Origin of the sequence: Nonomuraea sp. LPB2021202275-12-8, from assembly GCF_037044575.1 — a bacterium.
In the GTDB taxonomy this organism is placed as follows: domain Bacteria; phylum Actinomycetota; class Actinomycetes; order Streptosporangiales; family Streptosporangiaceae; genus Nonomuraea.
In genome coordinates, this window is record NZ_JBAHWD010000003.1 from 137,604 (window position 1) to 155,078 (window position 17,475).

13 protein-coding genes are annotated in these 17,475 nt (G+C 72.2%); 3 read left to right on the forward strand and 10 right to left on the reverse strand.

Annotation, left to right across the window (positions count from 1 at the left end):
* Nucleotides 1-135: 135 nt before the first annotated feature.
* Nucleotides 136-1,608 carry a citrate synthase gene (locus V5E28_RS06925; protein WP_336205550.1) on the reverse strand — a complete coding sequence of 491 codons (1,473 nt, stop codon included), beginning with the start codon at nt 1,606-1,608 and terminating at the stop codon, nt 136-138.
* A 65-nt stretch (nt 1,609-1,673) separates the two neighbouring features.
* Here V5E28_RS06925 and V5E28_RS06930 point away from each other — a divergent pair, with 65 nt between their 5' ends.
* Nucleotides 1,674-2,894, forward strand: coding sequence for a LeuA family protein (locus tag V5E28_RS06930; RefSeq protein WP_336205551.1), 1,221 nt, complete (start codon nt 1,674-1,676; stop codon nt 2,892-2,894).
* 1 nt (nt 2,895) lies between these two features.
* Here the strand turns inward: V5E28_RS06930 and V5E28_RS06935 are convergent, their stop codons facing one another.
* From V5E28_RS06935 to V5E28_RS06945, 3 genes are all read right to left on the reverse strand, one after another.
* A complete protein-coding gene (locus V5E28_RS06935; protein ID WP_336205552.1) occupies nt 2,896-4,236 on the reverse strand; it encodes an MFS transporter in 1,341 nt (446 codons plus the stop codon).
* A 91-nt stretch (nt 4,237-4,327) separates the two neighbouring features.
* Nucleotides 4,328-8,068 (reverse strand): SMC family ATPase, encoded by a 3,741-nt coding sequence (locus tag V5E28_RS06940; protein ID WP_336205553.1) that lies wholly within the window; start codon nt 8,066-8,068, stop codon nt 4,328-4,330.
* The gene (locus tag V5E28_RS06945; RefSeq protein WP_336205554.1) at nt 8,069-9,178 is read right to left on the reverse strand and encodes an exonuclease SbcCD subunit D; all 1,110 of its coding nucleotides are present in this window, start codon (nt 9,176-9,178) and stop codon (nt 8,069-8,071) included. It lies immediately after the preceding gene.
* Between the two features lie 220 nt (nt 9,179-9,398).
* Between V5E28_RS06945 and V5E28_RS06950 the strand changes: the two genes are divergently transcribed.
* Nucleotides 9,399-10,775 carry an alpha/beta hydrolase family protein gene (locus V5E28_RS06950; RefSeq protein ID WP_336205555.1) on the forward strand — a complete coding sequence of 459 codons (1,377 nt, stop codon included), beginning with the start codon at nt 9,399-9,401 and terminating at the stop codon, nt 10,773-10,775.
* Here V5E28_RS06950 and V5E28_RS06955 read toward each other — a convergent pair.
* Complete coding sequence (locus V5E28_RS06955; protein WP_336205556.1) at nt 10,748-11,725, reverse strand: alpha/beta hydrolase; 978 nt, start codon at nt 11,723-11,725, stop codon at nt 10,748-10,750. The genes V5E28_RS06950 and V5E28_RS06955 overlap by 28 nt on opposite strands.
* 1 nt (nt 11,726) lies before the next feature.
* Nucleotides 11,727-12,584: a crotonase/enoyl-CoA hydratase family protein gene (locus tag V5E28_RS06960; RefSeq protein ID WP_336205557.1), complete on the reverse strand. Its 858-nt coding sequence runs from the start codon at nt 12,582-12,584 to the stop codon at nt 11,727-11,729.
* 147 nt (nt 12,585-12,731) lie between these two features.
* Between V5E28_RS06960 and V5E28_RS06965 the strand changes: the two genes are divergently transcribed.
* The gene (locus V5E28_RS06965) at nt 12,732-14,171 is read left to right on the forward strand and encodes an LCP family protein (protein WP_336205558.1); all 1,440 of its coding nucleotides are present in this window, start codon (nt 12,732-12,734) and stop codon (nt 14,169-14,171) included.
* Here the strand turns inward: V5E28_RS06965 and V5E28_RS06970 are convergent.
* The 4 genes from V5E28_RS06970 to V5E28_RS06985 are packed head-to-tail and all read right to left on the reverse strand — an operon-like array spanning nt 14,146 to nt 17,459.
* Nucleotides 14,146-15,102: an asparaginase gene (locus tag V5E28_RS06970; protein WP_336205559.1), complete on the reverse strand. Its 957-nt coding sequence runs from the start codon at nt 15,100-15,102 to the stop codon at nt 14,146-14,148. The two genes, V5E28_RS06965 and V5E28_RS06970, sit on opposite strands and share 26 nt — an antisense overlap.
* Complete coding sequence (locus tag V5E28_RS06975; RefSeq protein ID WP_336205560.1) at nt 15,095-15,916, reverse strand: amino acid ABC transporter permease; 822 nt, start codon at nt 15,914-15,916, stop codon at nt 15,095-15,097. Before V5E28_RS06975 ends, V5E28_RS06970 begins: the two co-directional genes overlap by 8 nt.
* Nucleotides 15,913-16,557, reverse strand: coding sequence for an amino acid ABC transporter permease (locus tag V5E28_RS06980; protein WP_336205561.1), 645 nt, complete (start codon nt 16,555-16,557; stop codon nt 15,913-15,915). The genes V5E28_RS06975 and V5E28_RS06980 overlap by 4 nt, the downstream gene beginning before the upstream one ends.
* The gene (locus tag V5E28_RS06985; RefSeq protein WP_336205562.1) at nt 16,557-17,459 is read right to left on the reverse strand and encodes a glutamate ABC transporter substrate-binding protein; all 903 of its coding nucleotides are present in this window, start codon (nt 17,457-17,459) and stop codon (nt 16,557-16,559) included. Before V5E28_RS06985 ends, V5E28_RS06980 begins: the two co-directional genes overlap by 1 nt.
* Between the last annotated feature and the right edge of the window lie 16 nt (nt 17,460-17,475).

A 17,475-nucleotide genomic window follows, 5' to 3' on the forward strand; every position in this document is an offset into this window, starting at 1 on the left:
GACTAGGTGGCGCGGCCCAGATAGAAGGGGCCGGACGCGAGGCGTACCGGTTCGGTCAGGGCTTTGACGGCGCCCAGGCGGCCGTTGACGGCGATTCTCCGCCGGCCACCGTCAGATCCGCCGCGCGGTGAACCGCTACCTGATCGGCGGGCCCACGTAGCTGGCGCGCAGCCGCAGCAGGGAGCCCCTGGCGTACTCCTCCATGGCGTGGGCCAGCCAGCCTGCGGTTCTGGCGATCGCGAAGACGGCCTCGCCCGCACCGCTCACCATGCCGGTGACCGCGACGAGGGCGGCGAGGGCGAAGTCGATGTTCCGCTCGGGCAGGCGGCGCCTGCGCACCTCGTCCAGCACCGCCTGGGCGACGGCGAGCCTGTCGTGGCCGGGAGCCGCCTGGGCCAGCAGGTCGAGCAGAAGCCGCCCGCGGGCGTCGCCGTTCTTGTAGACGCTGTGGCCGAAGCCGGGGATGCGCTCGCCGCGGCGGATCCAGCCGGCGATCACGCGGGGCGCCTGGTCCGGGCCGGTGACCTCGGCGAGCAGGCGTTCGGCGGCGTAGGAGGCGCCGCCGTGCAGCGGACCGCCGAGCACGCCGAGGCCGGTGAGCACCACGGCGTACGGGTCGGCCTTGGCGGAGGCGGCCACCCTGGCGGCCAGCGTGGAGGCGGCCAGCTCGTGATCGGCGAGCAGCACCAGGGCGACTTCGAAGGTGCGGATCAGGGCGGGCGTGGCGGGGTGCGGGCACACGCGCGACCAGAGGCGCTCGGCGATCGAGGCGCCCTGGGGCTCCTGCAGCGGAGGCAGGGCTTCGACCAGGCCGGCGATGAGGCGGCGACCAGTGGCGGCGACGGCCTCCGGGGCGAGGTGATAGCGGAGGGAATCGGACGCGCCGAGCACTGTGGTGATCACCTGGAGCCTGTCGAGCGGCAGGATCCCCTCGGGCAGATCGCGCTGCGCGGCGACCGCCGCCCGCACCGCCTCGGGATCGCAGTCCCACGGCCGCACCCCACCATCGCGAGCTCCCACGGCTCCACCGGCTTCGCTCCCAGCACCGAGAACACCGGTCGCACCGGTCGCACCGGAAGGTCCGGGAGATCCAGGAGATCCGGAAGGGCCGGGAGCACCGGGAGGGCCGGGAGCACCGGCAGCACCAGAAGCACCAGGAGGTGAGACGGCGCCAACCTCGCCAGGACTCACGGCTTCCACCCCGTCTCCCCGCGACCGGCCGCCTACCGCGTCACGCCCCCGGGCCCCTCCTCCGTCCCAGGCGCGGGTCCCGCCCGGTGCTGGCAGGAGTGCCGGGTCGCCGGTCCACAGCCACTCGGCGGTGGCCTCGAAGCAGGTCGCGCGGGCCAGGGTCAGGGCGTCGTGGCCGCGGTAGTAGGGGCGGTCGAGGCCGAGGGCCGTGATGCCGGACTCGATCACCAGCTCCGGCGGCTGGCCGCGGGGGCGGCCGCGTCTGGCGAGTTGCTCGATCTCGGCGGCGTCGAACAGGCTGCGCCGCCCGGTGTCGTCGTGGCGGCGCTTGAGGACGCCCCGGCTCACGTACGCGTAGAGGGTGGCGGGTTTGACCCCGAGCCGCTCAGCCGCGGTGGCCGCGTCGATCCACTCCATATGCGCCTCCATATTGATTAAAATCAATATTGATACACATTGAAGGTCCGTGTCAACGTGGCCGTATGCCTCAAGTTCACTTCCTCGACGTGACCAACCGGGACGGCGTGCAGACCGCGCGCACCGGCCTGTCGAAGTTCGGCAAGACCATGGTCAACTTCTATCTGGCCAAGCTCGGCGTGGCGCAGTCCGAGATCGGCTTCCCCTTCCTGTTCCACGAGGTGCCCTATGTGAAGGCGCAGGTCGCGCTGGCCGATGCGGGGGCGTTCGGCGGGCTGCGGCTGTCCGGGTGGTGCCGGGGCGTGGCGGAGGACGTGGAGAAGGCCGCGCCGCTCAAGCTGCGGCACTACAACCTGTCCATCTCCACCTCGGACTACATGATCCAGAACAAGTTCCGGGGCCGCCTCGACCGGAGCGCGATCATCAGGGAGATGACGGCCGCCGTCAGGGCCGCCAAGGCCGCGGGGGCCGAGACGGTGGGCGTCAACGCCGAGGACGGCTCGCGTACCGACGACGGGTTCCTGCTGGAGTTCGCGCTGGCGGCCAAGGAGGCGGGCGCGGACCGGGTGCGCTACTGCGACACCATCGGCGGCGACACGCCTGACCGGATCCGTGAGCGGTTCGCCAAGCTGGCCTCCGCGGTAGCGCTGCCGATCGAGACGCACTGCCACAACGACCTCGGCATGGCCGTGGCCAACTCGGTCTCCGGCGCGCTCGGCGACCTCGACGCCGGGCAGGACGCGTGGATCAACACCTGCGTCAACGGCATCGGAGAGCGCTCGGGCAACGCCGACCTGCTGTCCACGATCCTCGCCTTCGAGCACGGGTTCGGCCTGGAGGCGAAGATCGGCGACGCGCTCGACCTGTCGTGGGCCAGGAGGTTCGCGCTGTGGGCGGCCTACGCCCTCGGGCAGCCGCTGCCGTACAACCAGGTGGGGGTGGGGCGCAACGCGTTCGCGCACGAGAGCGGCATCCACGCCGACGGCGCGCTGAAGGACCACGGCAACTACGAGCTGTACGACGAGGCGACGCTCGGGCCGTTCCCCGAGGACTGGCACGCGCGCGCCGGGCGGGTCGTGCTGACCGGCGAGTACGGCGGAAAGGCCGGGTTCCGGCACGTCATGGACGGACTCGGTGTCGAGGTGCGGGAGGAGGACCTGGCGTTCCGGCTGGCACAGCTCTGCAACGCGATGACGGGCAGGCCGCTCACCGACGACGAGCTGCGCCTGATCGCGACCTACCCGCGCGAGCTGTCCCTGCTCTTCCCCGGTTACGAGACCGGCTGAGTCAGAGGGTCTCGCCGCCCGTCTCCGGAAGGGCGAGCAGGCAGAGCAGGCTGAGCACGGCCATCGCGGAGACGTAGATCCCGACGGACATCACGCCGAGGCCGCCGGCCTGCATGCTGGTGGCGACCAGCGGCGGCACCGCGCCGCCCAGCACGCCGCCGAGGCTGTAGGCGAGCGAGGCGCCGCTGTAGCGGAACTCGGTCCTGAACAGCTCCGGCAGGAAGGCGCCCATCGGCCCGAAGACCAGGCCCATGAGGCCGAGGGCGCCTGCCAGGGCCACCCCGATCAGAACCACCGACCCGGTCTCCATCAGCGGGAACATCACCAGGCCCCACGCGATCGCCACCACCGTCCCGGCGATGAGCGTGCGCCGCCGGCCGAGCCGGTCCGACACCATCGAGGACGCCACCGTGCCCGCCGCCATGAACAGCACGCCGATCATCGTCAGCGCGAGCATGGTGGTCCTCGGGACGTCCAGCGTGGTGGTCCCGTACGCGAGGCAGTAGGTGGTGGCGGTGTAGAACAGGGTGTAGGCGATCGTCATGGCGCCCGCGCCGAGCAGCACCCGCCGCCACTGATGACGGATGAGGCCGGCGAACGGCACCCTGGCGATCCGGCGCTGGTCCATGGCCGCCCGGAAGACCGGCGTCTCGGAGATCTTCAGCCGTACGTACAGGCCGATGACGACCAGCAGCAGGCTCGCCACGAACGGCAGCCGCCAGCCCCAGCTCATGAACTGCTCGTCGCTGAGCGTCTCGCCGAGGACCAGGAACAGGCCGTTGGCCACGATGAACCCGACCGACGGGCCGAGCTGCGGGAACATGGCGTAGAGGCCGCGCCTGCCGGGCGGCGCGTGCTCGGTGGCCAGCAGCGCCGCTCCGCCCCACTCGCCGCCGAGCCCGATGCCCTGCGTGAAGCGCAGCGCCACCAGCAGCACGGGTGCCGCGACGCCGATCGCCGCGTGGCCGGGCAGCAGCCCGATCGCGACCGTGGACAGGCCCATCACGAGCAGCGAGACGACCAGCATGGACTTGCGCCCGATCCGGTCCCCCCAGTGGCCGAACACCGCCGAGCCGAGCGGCCGCGAGATGAACGCCACGGCGAACGTCGAGAACGCCGCCAGACTGCCGGCCAGCGGGTCCAGCTCGGGGAAGAACGCGGTGTTGAGCACCAGCGCGGCGGCCGTGCCGTAGATGTAGAAGTCGTAGAACTCGATGGCCGTGCCGATGAGGCTGGCGGCCGCGATCCGGGTCCGGCTCGGCGCCTCGGCCTGAGGAGAGCTCTGGGGAGAGCTCTGTGGGGATGCGCCCCGATGGGATGCGGACTGAGGGGATTGCGTCATGTACGTCTCACATTGCGGGATTCACATCTTGTGCAGTGGTACGGAAACGCTACCACCTGGCACTTTGTGCATGACTCCGCTCGTAGCAGCTCTAACCTGCGACCACCGACAGGGTCGAGCCGGTGCGCGCCTTGGTGACCTTGAGCTGGGCGGGGATGCGGGTGCGCAGCTCGGCGACGTGGCTGACGATCCCCACCGTGCGGCCGCCGTCGCGCAGCCCGTCGAGGATGTCGAGCACGCCGTCGAGCGTGTCCTCGTCCAGCGTCCCGAACCCTTCGTCGACGAAGAGCGTGCCGATCTCCGCCCCGCCCGCCTCCGCCGTGACGACGTCGGCCAGGCCGAGGGCCAGCGCCAGCGAGGTGATGAAGCTCTCCCCGCCTGACAGCGTCGCCGGATCCCGCTCCACCCCGGTCCATCCGTCGTACACCCGCAACCCGAGCCCGCCACCTGAGCGCGCCCTGGACCCCGCCGTCTTGGCCAGGTCGTGCCTGAGCAGGTAGCGGCCCCCGGACATGTGGTCGAGCCGCTCGTTGGCCGCGTCGACCACCTGCCTGAGCCGCTCCCCCAGCACATACGACGACAGGCTCATGCTCCACTGGTTGTCGTTGGACGTGCCGCTGGCCAGGGCCGCCATGCGTTCAGCGAGCCGGTGCCGCTCGGCGGCCGGCCGCCACCGGTCGATGCACGTCACCAGCTCGCCGCGCAGCTCTCCCAGCCTCGCCTGCCTGCCCGTGGCCCGGTCCAGCGCGGACGCCAGCCCCGTGTAAGCGCGCTCGGCCTCGTCGCGAGCCGCGCCGAGGGCCTCCAGATCGGGCGCCGGCTCGGCGACGGCCGCGACCAACTCGGGGTCGGCGAGGGTGCTGGTGACCGCCGCGTGCTGGGCGTCGAGTCTGCGCAGCGCCTCCGCCTTGCTCTCACGCTCGGCGGCGCTCCTCGCGGCAGCCTCCACGTCCGCCACGTCGGTGAACCCGGCCTCCCACGCCGCCGCCTCGGCCGCCTCCGCCGCCTTGCCCCGCTCCCCCTCGGCGGCGACCGCCGCCTGCGTCGCCTCCAGCGCCTCCCCCAGCAGCTCCGCCTCGTCGGTGAGCCTGGACAGCCGCGCCGTGATCGTCGCGTCGTCCCCGCGCGCCTCGTCGAGCCGCGCCCCGAGCCGGGTGGCGTCGCCGCTCAACTCCTCCTGGCGGGTGCGGCCCGCGGCCAGCCTCGCGGTCACCCGGCGCGCCTGCTCCTGGGCTGACTCGTGCTCCCGCCGCAGTCTGGCCTCCTCCTCGGCGAGAACCGGCTCCCTGGCGGCGGACGCCTTGAGCCTGCCGACTTCCCGCTCGGCGGCGGCGAGCAGGGCGGGCGCGTTTTCGGGCGACATCTCCGCCACCGCGGGGGTGTGCGCCGCGACGCCGAAGCTGCCCTGTCCAGAGGTGCCGTCGTCCTGGAAGGCCGCTTCTCGGCCGGGAGCGCCCGCGTGGGCGAGGCGGGAGACGAGGCGGGCTCGTTCGGCTCGCAGGTGGGTGCTGTGGGTGCGGTGTGCGGCCAGCGCCTCGCCGAGCTCGCGGGCGCGGTCCCGGGCGCGGTCGCGCTCGGCCTCGACGCGTTCCAGCTCGGCGGCCAGCGCGGGCTCTCGGGCGGCGACGGCCTGGAATCCGGCCAGCTCCCGCTCGGCCTGGTCGACGCCGGCCTCGGCGGTGTGCGCGTCGATGCCGCCGGTGGCCTCGGTCGCGTCGGCGAGGCGGGACTCCAGGGTGGCCAGGGTGCGTTCGGCGGCCTCGCGGTCGGCCAGCGCGGACTCGTGGCCGCGTTCGGCGTCGTGTTCGTCGTCGGCCGAAGGGGCGCTGGGCGCCGGGGAGGCGGGATGGGGGTGGTGGGCGGAGCCGCAGACGGCGCACGGCCGGCCGTCGGCCAGATCGCGGGCCAGCTCGGCTGCCATGCCGTCGATGCGGGCCTGGCGGAGGTCGAGCCACCGCTCCCGCAGCCCCTGCGCGCGATCCACCAGCGCCTGATGCGTCGCCGTGGCCGACTCCAGCTCGGCCGCCAGCGCGTCTCGTCTGCGGGCCGCGTCGAGCACCGCCCTGGCGGCGTCGAGCCTCGCGGCGGCGGCCGGGATGTTCGCGGCCTCGGACCGTACCTCGGCCAGCCGGGCGGTCGCGTCGGCGACCCGTGCGGGCAGCTCGGCCTCGGCGGCGGCCACCTCGGCCTCGCGCTGAGCCAGTCCGTCGAGCTCGGCCGCCAGCCGTGTCAGCTCGCGGTCGATGCCGATCAGGTCCGCGGCGGCATCGCGTACGGCCTGCGCCGCCGGGATCCGGGCCGCGTCGAGGCGAGCCTGGCCGAGCTCGCGTCCGGCCTCCTCGATGAGGCCGGGCAGCACGGCCAGCCGGTCTCCCACGGCCTCGTCCTCCCGGGCCAGCGACGCGAGCTCCTCTTCCACTCTGCGCAGGTCGCGCCGGACCACGAGCAGCCTGGCTTCCTCGGTGAGCAGCTCGGCCAGGCGGGCGATCTCCGTCTGCCGCCGCCGCTCCAGGGCGGCCAGCCCTTCGGGCACGACCCACCCGGCGACCGGCGTCTGGAACGCGCCCGAGCGGCGGCCGTCGGGACGGGCACGGTCGTGTCCCTCCGCCGCACGGGGCAGCCCGCCAGGTGCGGCGGCCTCGGAGGTGAGGAGGGGGCGGGCACGGGCGAGGGCGTCGGCGGCCATGGTGCGGGCCTTGGCGGACGCCTCGGCGCGTTGCCTGGCCGCCGCGATGAGCGGGAGTACGCGGTCCGCGCGGCCGGCGTCGTCGAGCACGGCCTGGAGCTCGGCGCGCTCCTCGGCGCGCTCGTCCAGGGTGCGGCGCAGCGTGAGCGCCTCGGCGTGGCGGCGCTGCCGGTCGGCCAGCGCGGACGCCTGCTCGAACCGGACACCCGCCGACCGCCAGGCCTGCTCCGCCTGCGCGTGCCACTCCGCCGTGCGGGCGACGACGGACCGGGCCGCGTCCAGCAGCGCTCCCGCCCACCGCACGGGATCGTCCTCCGGCGTCGGCTCCTCGGCCGCCGGGCGATCGGCCGTCGCGGACACGTCGCCGGCCGCCCCCTCCGGTGCTCCGGGTGAGACCTCCTGCCCGCCGACCGGGCTCTCCGCCGCTCCGGCTGAGACCTCCCGCACACCCGCGGCGACGCCTGACGCGAGGAGGTCGTCTCCGGCGGCCTCCTCCAGTCGCCGGATCGCGTAGTCCACCTGCTGGCGCAGCTCCTGCTGCTCCCGCCAGGCCTGCTTGCGGTGCTCGGCGAGCCAGGACTCCGCCTGGGTGAAGATCTTGACGGTGAACAGCCGCTCCAGCAGCTTGCGCCGGTCGGCTCCGTCGGCGCGCAGGAACCGGGCGAAGTCCCCTTGCGGCAGCATGGCCACCTGGCAGAACTGGTCGGCGTTCATCCCGAGCAGCCCGCTCACCAGGTCGCCGGCCTCGTCGGCTCGGGTGGTCAGGCCCTGCCAGGCCGATCCCTGCCACTCCTCGACGATGACCTTGGCCTTCTCCTCGGTGTGGCCGGTGCCGCGGAGCTTGGGCCGCTGCCAGGCCGGGGAGCGCTGGATGCGCAGTAACCGGCCGCGGATCGTCACCTCCAGCGTGACGGAGGGCCCTGCGGCGGGCGGGGCGTGGTCGCAGCGCAGGCTGCGGGCGCTGTTGCGCTGGCCGGGGACCTGACCGTAGAGGGCGAAGCAGAGGGCGTCGAGGACGGTGGTCTTGCCGGCGCCGGTCGGCCCGTGGACGAGGAAGAGACCCGACTCCGCCAGGGAGTCGAAGTCGACCGTCTCCGATCCCGGAAAGGAGCCGAACGCCGTCAGCGAGAGCCGGTGCGGCCGCATCTACGCCATCGTCTCCTTCACCCGGGATGCCTCGATGGCCTGTCTTAGCAGCTCTTCCTCCTCAGACGCGGCAGGCTCGCCGCGGACCTCCCGGACGAAATCCAGCGCGACCTCCGCCTCGGGCCGCCCGCTGAGGCGCACCGGCTCGGGAGCGGCCTGGCCGCCCTCGGGCTCGAAGGACAGCGCGAGGGTGTGGGGGAAGCGGGCGCGCAGCCGGTCCATGGCGGATCGGGGTCGGACCGGGTCGGTGAGCACGACCTGGAGCCAGTGGTCTTCGAGGCCGGCGTGGCGAGGTGAGCTCAGCAGGTCCTCCAGGTGGCCGCGCAGCCGCCCGACGGGGCGGGGCACCGGGGCGGGCACGAACTCCACGCCCGCGCCGAGGGTGACCAGCCAGGAGCCCTTCACCTGGTTGACCTCTGAGAAGGAGTAGGCGATCGGCGAGCCGGAGTAGCGGACCGTCTCGGACATGCGCTGGCGGCCGTGCAGGTGGCCGAGCGCGACGTAGTCGACGCCGTCGAAGGCCGACAGCGGCACGTGCGCCACCCCGCCGACGCTGATGTCGCGCTCGCTGTCGCTGGCCTGGCCGCCGGTGACGAAGGCATGGGCCAGGACGACCGAGCGGGGGTGGCGCCCGGCGTCGGCCCGGATGCGCTCCATGGCGTGGGAGAGCGCGGCGCTGTGGCTGCGGTCGGGCAGGTCCCACGGGCGGCGGACCAGCTCCGGCTCAAGGTAGGGGATGCCGTAGAAGGCGACGTCGTCGACGACGACCGGCTCCCAGGCGAGGGCCGGGTCGGTGCGCAGGTGCACGCCGGCCGCCTCGAACAGGGAGGCGCCGAATCCCAGCCTGCGCGCCGAGTCGTGGTTGCCGCTGATCATGATGGTGCGGGCCCCGGCGCTCTGGAGGCGGCCGAGCGCCTCGTTGCAGAGCGAGACCGCGTCGACCGGCGGCAGCGCGCGGTCGTACACGTCGCCGGCGACGGCGACCACGTCGACCCGCTCGGCGCGCACCGTCTCGACCAGGTGGTCGACGAACGCCGCCTGACCGTCGAGCAGGCTCTCGCGGTGGAACGACCGTCCCAAGTGCCAGTCCGAGGTGTGCAGGATCCGCATTCGCAGGAAGCTAACAGGTCCCAACGACAAACGCGGTCACTTACGCCACACGGTCCGGGAGTAGGCTGAAAGATCGGCGGGCAAACCAACGCACATGGGGAGGCCGATGCGGACTGGCCGTGGCATCTTGAGCGTTGCCGCCGGTCTGTTACTGGTGGCTCTTGCGTCTGTCGGGTATGTGTTACCACCCGCGTTCGACCCTCCACCGCTCAAGGCCGATGTGGCTTTACAGGCACTGCCGCCGCAGCCCCGTACGGAGTTGCGCCCGGTGGTGGCCCTGGCACCTCTCCGCGAGGAGACGATCTCGATCCGGGCGGAGGCGCAGACGCTCGAGGGGACGGTGCGTTCGCCGATGACCCCTGGGCGCTATCCGGCGATGGTGTTCGTGTCGGGCTCGGGCAACGGGTCGCGGACCGAGTTCACGCCGCAGGCGGAGTTCCTGGCCAGAGCGGGTGTGGTGACGGTCGCGTTCGACAAGCGGACGGTCGGCTACAACTTCCGCGACCGGGATTTCGGGCTGCTGGCCGACGACGCGCTGCGGATGGTGGAGTATCTGCGCTCCCGTCCCGACGTCGATCCGCTGCGCGTCGGCATCTGGGGGGTCAGCGAGGGCGGCTGGGTGGTGCCGATCGCCGCCGCCAAGAGCGCCAGCGTCGGTTTCGTGGTGCTGGTGTCCTCGCCGAACGTCTCCCCTCTGAGGCAGGTGGCCTGGGCGCTGAACGAGCAGTTGCTACGGCTGCGCGCCCCCGCCGGCGCCCGCGACCTGCTGATCAGGGCGATGGGCGGGATCGGCTTCGACTTCCTCCGGTACGACGCGCAACCGGCGCTGAGCCGCGTGAAGCAGCCGGTCCTGGCGTTCTACGGCACGACCGATCCGTCGATCCCGTTCGTGGAGTCCACCCACGCGCTCACGAAGGGGATGAAGGAGGCGGGCAACGACCGCTACACGATCCGCTTCATGGACCGGGGCGACCACGCGATGCGGATCAACGGCGGCGATTTCACCGCCGGCTACCTGGAGACGCTGACCAACTGGATCATCGGCCTGCCGACCACGGCCAGTCCTCCGGTGCACGTGGCGGGCGCGACTCCGGTGCAGCGGTTCGAGGCCAGCGACGTGCCGGCCGCGCCGTGGTACGCGGGCGGCACGATGCTGGGGCTGACGATCTGCCTGGCGGCCGTCGGTTACGTGGCCGGGCCGGTCGCCGCGATGGTGGTGCGGCTGCGCGGCCGTCGCCACGCGCCGGAGGTGAACGCCAGGCTGTGGCCGCCGATCAGGCGCAGGCTGCACAAGATGGTGTGGACCGGCGTCGGGCTGCTGCTGTCGGTGGTGGCGTTCATCATGCTGCTGGTGCTGTTCTCGATCAACCAGGCGGGGGCGTGGCCGGCGGTGCTGGCCGGCTGGCTGGTGGTGCGGGTGCTGGCCGTGCTGATGCTCGTCCAGGAGGTCACGGCCGTGGCCGCGGTGGTGTCGGGGCTGCGCGAGGGGATGCGGCCGAGCCGGTGGCAGCATGTGGCGATCGCGGGCGTGCTCGGCGGCACTGGGCTGCTGCTCGTGGCCGCGGCCTACTACGGGTTGTTCTCCTTCCCCTGGTAGCCGTGGGGGCGGACGCCGTCCGCCACGTGCGCCGGCCCCCTGCGGACGGCCCCGATGTAGGCCGCCGTCCATCTGTCGATCTCGGCGAACACCTGCTTGCGCACCGGCTCCGATGACAGCACCAGGTCGTGGATGCCGCCGGTGATGCGCACGCAGGTGACGTGCGGGCCGACCGAGGTGGCCCAGCGGGCGATCTGCCGGGGGTCGAGCACGATGTCGGCCGACTGCGCCTCGGGCACGAAGTCGCGCACCCGCAGGCCGGCGGCCGAGGACAGGATGAGCACGGGCACGTCCACGGACAGCCCGGCGTGCAGGCGCCGCTGCGCCCGGCGGATGGCGGCCAGCCACATGGAGTGCACGAAGAACCCGCCGAGCGGCTTGAGCTCCAGGTCGTAGTCCCATTCGCCGTGGTGGTCGCGGTGCAGGCTCTGGCCGTAGGTGGTGCTGACGCCGACGGGCAGCGGCCGGCTGGTGTAGGAGAGCGGGGTCTTGAGCAGGTCGGCGGCCAGCCGGAGCGGGAAGGACACGTTCAGGTCGAAGAACGGGCTGTTGAGCACGAGGCCCTGCACCAGGCCGCGGCCGCGGACCCGGTCGGCCCACAGGGGCGCGATGAGGCCGCCGGTGGAGTGGGCGTTGATCGTCAACTCGTCGTGGTCCTGCCTGATGATCCGGACTGCCTCGTCGATTTCCGGGAAGTACTCCGTCACACTTCGCACCAGGCCTGCGGTCTGGTGCGGCAGCAGTGACCGACCGTACTTGCGCAGGTCCAGGGCGTAGAAGTCGACCCCGCCGTCGACGTAGTGGTCGGCCAGGTGGTCCTGGAAGAAGTAGTCGGTGAAGCCGTGCAGGTAGAGCACCGCCCTGCGGGATCCGGCGCGCCTGGAAAGCAGCGTCGCGACGACGTCGCCCTCGAAGTCGGGCGGCATGGTGAGGACGGTGGTCTCGTACATGCTAGACACGATAAGGATCTTCCGGCCAGGACGGCAGCCCGGGGGGCAGGTCCTGGCTGACCTTCATCGGGAAGTGGGCCTGCCGCTTCTCCAGGAACGAGGTCACGCCCTCGACCGCGTCGGGGGAGGCGCCGAGCTCGGCCATGAGCCGGGAGTCCGCCGCGTGCGCCTCCCAGGGGGAGGCCGCCGACAGTCCCGACCACATGAGCCGGCGGACGGCGGCGACGGAGACGGCGGAGGTGTTGGCGGCGATCTCGCGGGCGAGCGCGTAGGCGGCGGGCAGCAGCTCGTCCTGCGGGTAGACCCGCGAGACCAGCCGGCCCTGGAGCGCCTCCTCGGCGGCGAAGACCCTGCCGGTGGCGGCCCACTCCATGGCCTGGGCGATGCCGACGATCCTGGGCAGGAACCAGCTGGACGCGGCCTCGGGGACGATGCCGCGTCGGGCGAAGACGAAGCCGAACCTGGCGGTGTCGGCGGCGAGTCGCACGTCCATCGGCAGGGTCATGGTGACGCCGACGCCCACGGCGGGGCCGTTGATCGCGGCGATGACGGGCTTGAGCGAGGCGGCGATGCGTAGCGCGACCGTGCCGCCGCCGTCCCGCGGATGGCCGTCGACCTTCGGGGCTTCGGACTTCCCGAAGGTGCCGCCGCCCCCGCTGAGGTCTGCGCCGGCGCAGAAGGCGCGGCCCGCGCCGGTCACCACGACGGCCCGCACCTCGTCGTCGGCGTCGGCGAGGTCGAAGGCGTCGATCAACTCTCCGCGCATCGTAAAGGTGAAGGCGTTGAGCCGTTCGGGCCGCTTCAATGTGACGGTGGCGATGCGGTCCGCCACGTCGTACTCGATCTCAGTGAACGCCATGAACCGAACCTTATTCGGTCGCGGATGTTCACTCATCTATAAACCTATATTTCGTATTTTGACAGTAGGCTGCCGCCTCGATTCGGCCTACGGTGCCGGGGAAACGGGGATGGCGTGGCCAAGAGGGCGGTCCAGGGGAGGCAACGCGTGGGTGCCGTAAGGCTGCTCGGCTGGCTGGTGCTGTCGGCACTGGCGCCGGGAGCGGCTCATCTGCGTGCGGGCTGGCGCAAGACCGGGCTGGTGCTGATCGGCTGCTACGCGGCCGTGCTGCTCGGCCTGCTGGCCGTGGCGCTGGCGACCGACAACCTGGTCGGCTCACTGGCCGGATCGGTGGTCGACGACACCTGGCTGATGACGATCACCATCGGCTCCGCCCTGCTGGGCGTCGCGTGGTTCGCCCTGATGGTGCACTCCTTCGTGGTGCTGCGGCCGGGCGCGCTGCGCCAGGCGGAGCAGATCGTCACCGGCACGCTCGCCGGACTGCTCGCCGTCGCGGTCCTCGCGCCGTTCGCGGTGGCCACGCAGTACGGCTGGACGGCGCGGCAGACGCTCAACGGCATCTTCCGCGAGGAGCCGCCGGAGCCGCAGGCGCAGGGCGAGAAGCCGCCCGAACGGCCGCGCGATCCGTGGGCGGGCCGCGAGCGGGTCAACATCCTGCTGCTGGGCGGCGACGCCGACGATCACCGGCCCGGCGTCCGCACCGACAGCATGAACGTGGCCAGCGTCGACGTGAGGACCGGCAACACCGTGCTGATCAGCCTGCCGCGCAACCTGGAGGAGGTGCGGTTCAGGCCGGGCACGCCGATGGCCGAGCGCTTCCCCGACGGCTTCCGGCTGCCCACCGACCCGGGCGGCGGCCGCAGCGACCTGCTCAACAGCGTCTGGGAGTACTCCGACGCGCACCCGGAGATCTTCGGCGGCAAGCGCAACCAGGGCCCCAAGGTGCTGATGGACACCATCGGCTACACGCTCGGCCTCGACGTCGACTGGTACGCCCTGGTCAACATGTGGGGATTCGCCAGGCTGATCGACGCGATCGGCGGTGTCACGCTCACCGTGGAGCGGGACGTGGTGTTCGGCCGGTACAACGAGGGCCTGGTCAAGGCGGGCACGCGCAAGCTGAAGGGCGCGGACGCGATGTGGTACGCCCGATCCCGCACCAACAGCGACGACTACACCAGGATGCGCCGCCAGCGCTGTGTGATCGGCGCGCTGCTCGACCAGGCGGACCCGGCCACGGTGCTGGCCCGGTTCACCAAGGTGGCGGGCGCCACCAAGGAGCTGATCCAGACCGACATCCCGCGCGCGATGCTGACGAACCTCGTCCCGCTGGCGCTGAAGGTGCAGGACGCGGAGGTGACGAGCATCCAGTTCGTCCCGCCGCTGATCACCACCTGGAACCCGGACTGGGACAAGATCCGCAATCTCACCCAGAAGGCCATTCGCGAGTCCACCAGCGCCCGGCCGGTCGCCGCCTCGGCGACCCCCTCCCCCACGAAGAGCCCGAAGAAGAAGGACCAGGGCAAGACCACCGAGACCGGTCAGGACCCCGCCAAGGGCCTCACGGACGGGTGCGGGAAGGTGTGACGATCCGCCCGACGGGCACCCCGCCGCCGAGCACGGCAGCGCTCTCGAACGCGGCGGCCGGCGACACGTCGCAGCCCATCCGGCGCAGCACGTCGAGGGCGATCACGGTGGTGGCGCGCGGGCTGCCGTCGATGACCTTGACGGCGACGGAGTGCCCGGAGCCGAGCGCCACGACCAGCACGCCCTCCGCGCCGCCCTTCACCACGGCGCCGGGCAGGGCCCGCATGAGCTCGGTGTTGTCGTGGCCGGTGCCGCCCACGTACTCCGGGTGCGCGCGCATCGCGTCGGCGACCTGGCGCGGGGCGCTGCCCGGCGCGGCGAGGACCAGCCCCTGCACGGCCCGCGCGAGGCCCGTCAGCGACAGCCCGAACAGCGGCGCGCCGCAGCCGTCCACCGCGACGTGCGCGGCCTTCTCCCCCGCCAGCTCCTCGGTGGCCGCGCGCACCGCCAGCTGCAACGGGTGGCCGGGGGCCAGGTAGGAGGCGGTGTCCCAGTCGTTCGCGACGCTGGCGGCCAGCATCGCGGCATGCTTGCCGGAGCAGTTCATCCGCTCGCGGGTGGGCTCCTGGCCGCGCCTGATCAGCTCGTGGCGGGTCGCCTCGTCCTCCGGCCAGGCCTGCGGGCAGCGCAGCGCGCCGAAGTCCAGCCCGTAGTCGGCCAGCAGTTCGCCGGTCAGCCGCACGTGGAAGTCCTCGCCGGTGTGGCTGCCCGCGGCGATCGCCAGGCGCGGCCCGGCCAGGGCGGCGCCCGTGGTGAGGCAGGCGAGAGCCTGGAAGGGCTTGGCCGACGAGCGCGGCAGCACCGGCGCGTCCACCGGGCCGAGCGCCACCTCGGCCCGGCCGGACGGGTCCAGCCCGACCGCGCTGCCGTAGTGGACGCTCTCGGTGAAACCGGAGCGTACGACCTCGGCGAGGACGGCGAATTCAGGCACGGGCGAATCTCCTCTTCGGTACGGCGAGCCGCCGGCGGGCTTCCAGCGTGCGGGCGAGCTTGGACAGCGACAGGTTGACCACGAGATAGATCAGCGCGACGACCACGTACGTCTGGATGAGCAGCCCGTTGTACGAGGCCAGCACCTTGCCGCTGTAGAGCAGCTCGGCGTAGCTGACGACGTAGCCGAGCGAGGTGTCCTTGAGCAGGCCGACCGACTGGCTCACGATCGACGGCAGCACGCGGCGGGCCGCCTGCGGCAGCACGACCAGGCGCATCGTCTGCCCCCGGGTGAGGCCGACGGCCAGGCCCGCCTCGGTCTGGCCGCGTTCGACCGACAGGATGCCGGCGCGGAAGATCTCGGCGAACGCCGCCGCGTTCGACACCGCCAGGGGCACCACCAGCTTCCAGAACAGCGGCAGGTCCAGCCCGTAACGCGGCAGCCCGAACAGGACCACGTACACCAGCAGCAGTGCCGGGATGGTCCTGACCACCTCGACGTAGGCGGCGGCGGGCCGGCGCACCCAGCGGCGCTCCGACAGCCGGCCGAGCGCGAGCACCAGCCCGAAGGCCATGGCGAGGGCGGCGGAGACGACGGCGGCCAGGGCGGTGGACCACAGCCCGCCCAGCAGGTAGCGCCACATCGGCCAGGTGGCGTACGGCTGCCAGCGCTCGTAGTCGAGCTGGCCGTTGGCGGCGAACTGCCGGATGGCCAGGGCGGCCAGGGCGACGGCGGCGAGCGTGCCGAGGACGGTCGCGACGCGGATGCGGCGCCGCGCCCTCGGGCCGGGCTCGTCGAACAGGACGGTGCTCATCTGAGGATCACCAGCTTGCGTTCGAGCCGCCCGGTGACGAAACCGGCGCAGGCGGCGATCAGCGCGTACGCCAGGCCCGCGCCGACGAAGATCGGAATGGGCTGGGCCTCGACCAGGTTCACCCGGTTGGCGCTGGCGGTGAGGTCGACGATGCCCACCGCGGCGGCCAGCGAGGTGTTCATGGCCAGCGCGATGAAGATGTTGCCGATCGGCTGCACGACCGTGCGCAGCGCCTGGGGCAGGATGACGTGCCGCAGCGACTGGGAGAACGTCAGCCCGATGGCCCGGGCCGCCTCGCCCTGCCCCTTGGCCACCGAGTTCACCCCGGAGCGCAGCGCCTCGGCCAGGTAGGCGGCCTGATAGACGGCGATGACGACGATGGCGGTCACCAGCAGGTCCGCCTTGATGCCGATCTCCGGCAGGCCGAAGACGGCGAGCACGAGCAGCACCAGGAGCGGCAGGTTCTGGAACGTCTCCACGTAGGCCGTGCCGAGCGCGCGCAGCACCCGTACCGGGCTCACCCGCAGGGCGGTGACGAGGACGCCGAGCACCGCCGCGCCCGCGAAGGACGCGGCGGTGAGCTGCAACGTCACGATCAGGCCCTGCCAGAGCTCCGGCAGGTGATCGAGGAGTGCGGACATCAGGAGCCCGGCACGGAGCCGATCTGGGGCGGCGCGGGCGCGTCGCCGGTGACGACGGTGCCGATGGAGTACTTCCAGATCCGCTGCCAGACGCCGGCGTCCTGGGTCTTCTTCAGCCAGGCGTTGACGAACGTCTTGAACTGCTCGTCACCGTGCTTGAGCCCGATCCCGTACGGGTCGGCCGTGAAGGGCTTGGTGACGATCTCGATCGACGGATCCTTCTGGGCGTTGGCCACGAGCAGGGTCTCGTCCTGCACGTAGGCGACACCGCGGTCCTGCTTCAGCGCCTGCATGCACTCCGGGTCGCTGCCGAAGGTGATGATCTCGGCCTGTGGGGCGAGCTTCTTGATCGCGGGGATGGCCGGGGTGTTGGCCCCCGCGAGCACCTTCTTGCCGTTCAGGTCCTCCGGCTTGGTGATGCCGGTGGTGCCCTTCTTCACCGCGATGGTCAGCCCTGAGGTGTAGTACGGCCCGGCGAACGCGACCTGCTCGGCCCGCTCCGGCGTGATCGTGTACGTCTGGAAGACGACGTCCACGGTGCCGTTGGCGAGCAGCGCCTCGCGGGTCTCCGAAGCCGAGTTGACGATCTTCACCTTGGGCTCGCCGATGATGTACTTGGCCAGCGCCTTGCCCATGTCGGCGTCGAATCCCTCGACCTCGCCGGTGGCGGGGTTCTGCTGGGAGAGCAGGGGCGCGTCGAGCGAACCGCCGACGATGAGCTCGCCACGCTGCTTGATCTTCTCCATGGTGGAGCCGGGCAGGATGTCGGCCGCCGCGGCGATGGGCGCCTCGGCCAACAGGTCAGCGCTCTTCGACTCCCCCGGTACGGCGGAACTGCTCGTCTCACCGCAGGCCGTGAGTCCTAATACGGCCACGGCGAGGGCAGCGACCATCCTCTTCATGTCCAACCACTTCCTT

Excerpts from the sequence above, each read along its gene's own strand:
- V5E28_RS06925 (WP_336205550.1), bottom strand. The coding sequence starts at position 1,608 with ATGGAGTGGATCGACGCGGCCACCGCGGCTGAGCGGCTCGGGGTCAAA.
- V5E28_RS06930 (WP_336205551.1), top strand. The coding sequence starts at position 1,674 with ATGCCTCAAGTTCACTTCCTCGACGTGACCAACCGGGACGGCGTGCAG.
- V5E28_RS06935 (WP_336205552.1), bottom strand. The coding sequence starts at position 4,236 with ATGACGCAATCCCCTCAGTCCGCATCCCATCGGGGCGCATCCCCACAG.
- V5E28_RS06940 (WP_336205553.1), bottom strand. The coding sequence starts at position 8,068 with ATGCGGCCGCACCGGCTCTCGCTGACGGCGTTCGGCTCCTTTCCGGGA.
- V5E28_RS06945 (WP_336205554.1), bottom strand. The coding sequence starts at position 9,178 with ATGCGGATCCTGCACACCTCGGACTGGCACTTGGGACGGTCGTTCCAC.
- V5E28_RS06955 (WP_336205556.1), bottom strand. The coding sequence starts at position 11,725 with ATGTACGAGACCACCGTCCTCACCATGCCGCCCGACTTCGAGGGCGAC.
- V5E28_RS06960 (WP_336205557.1), bottom strand. The coding sequence starts at position 12,584 with ATGGCGTTCACTGAGATCGAGTACGACGTGGCGGACCGCATCGCCACC.
- V5E28_RS06975 (WP_336205560.1), bottom strand. The coding sequence starts at position 15,916 with ATGAGCACCGTCCTGTTCGACGAGCCCGGCCCGAGGGCGCGGCGCCGC.
- V5E28_RS06980 (WP_336205561.1), bottom strand. The coding sequence starts at position 16,557 with ATGTCCGCACTCCTCGATCACCTGCCGGAGCTCTGGCAGGGCCTGATC.
- V5E28_RS06985 (WP_336205562.1), bottom strand. The coding sequence starts at position 17,459 with ATGAAGAGGATGGTCGCTGCCCTCGCCGTGGCCGTATTAGGACTCACG.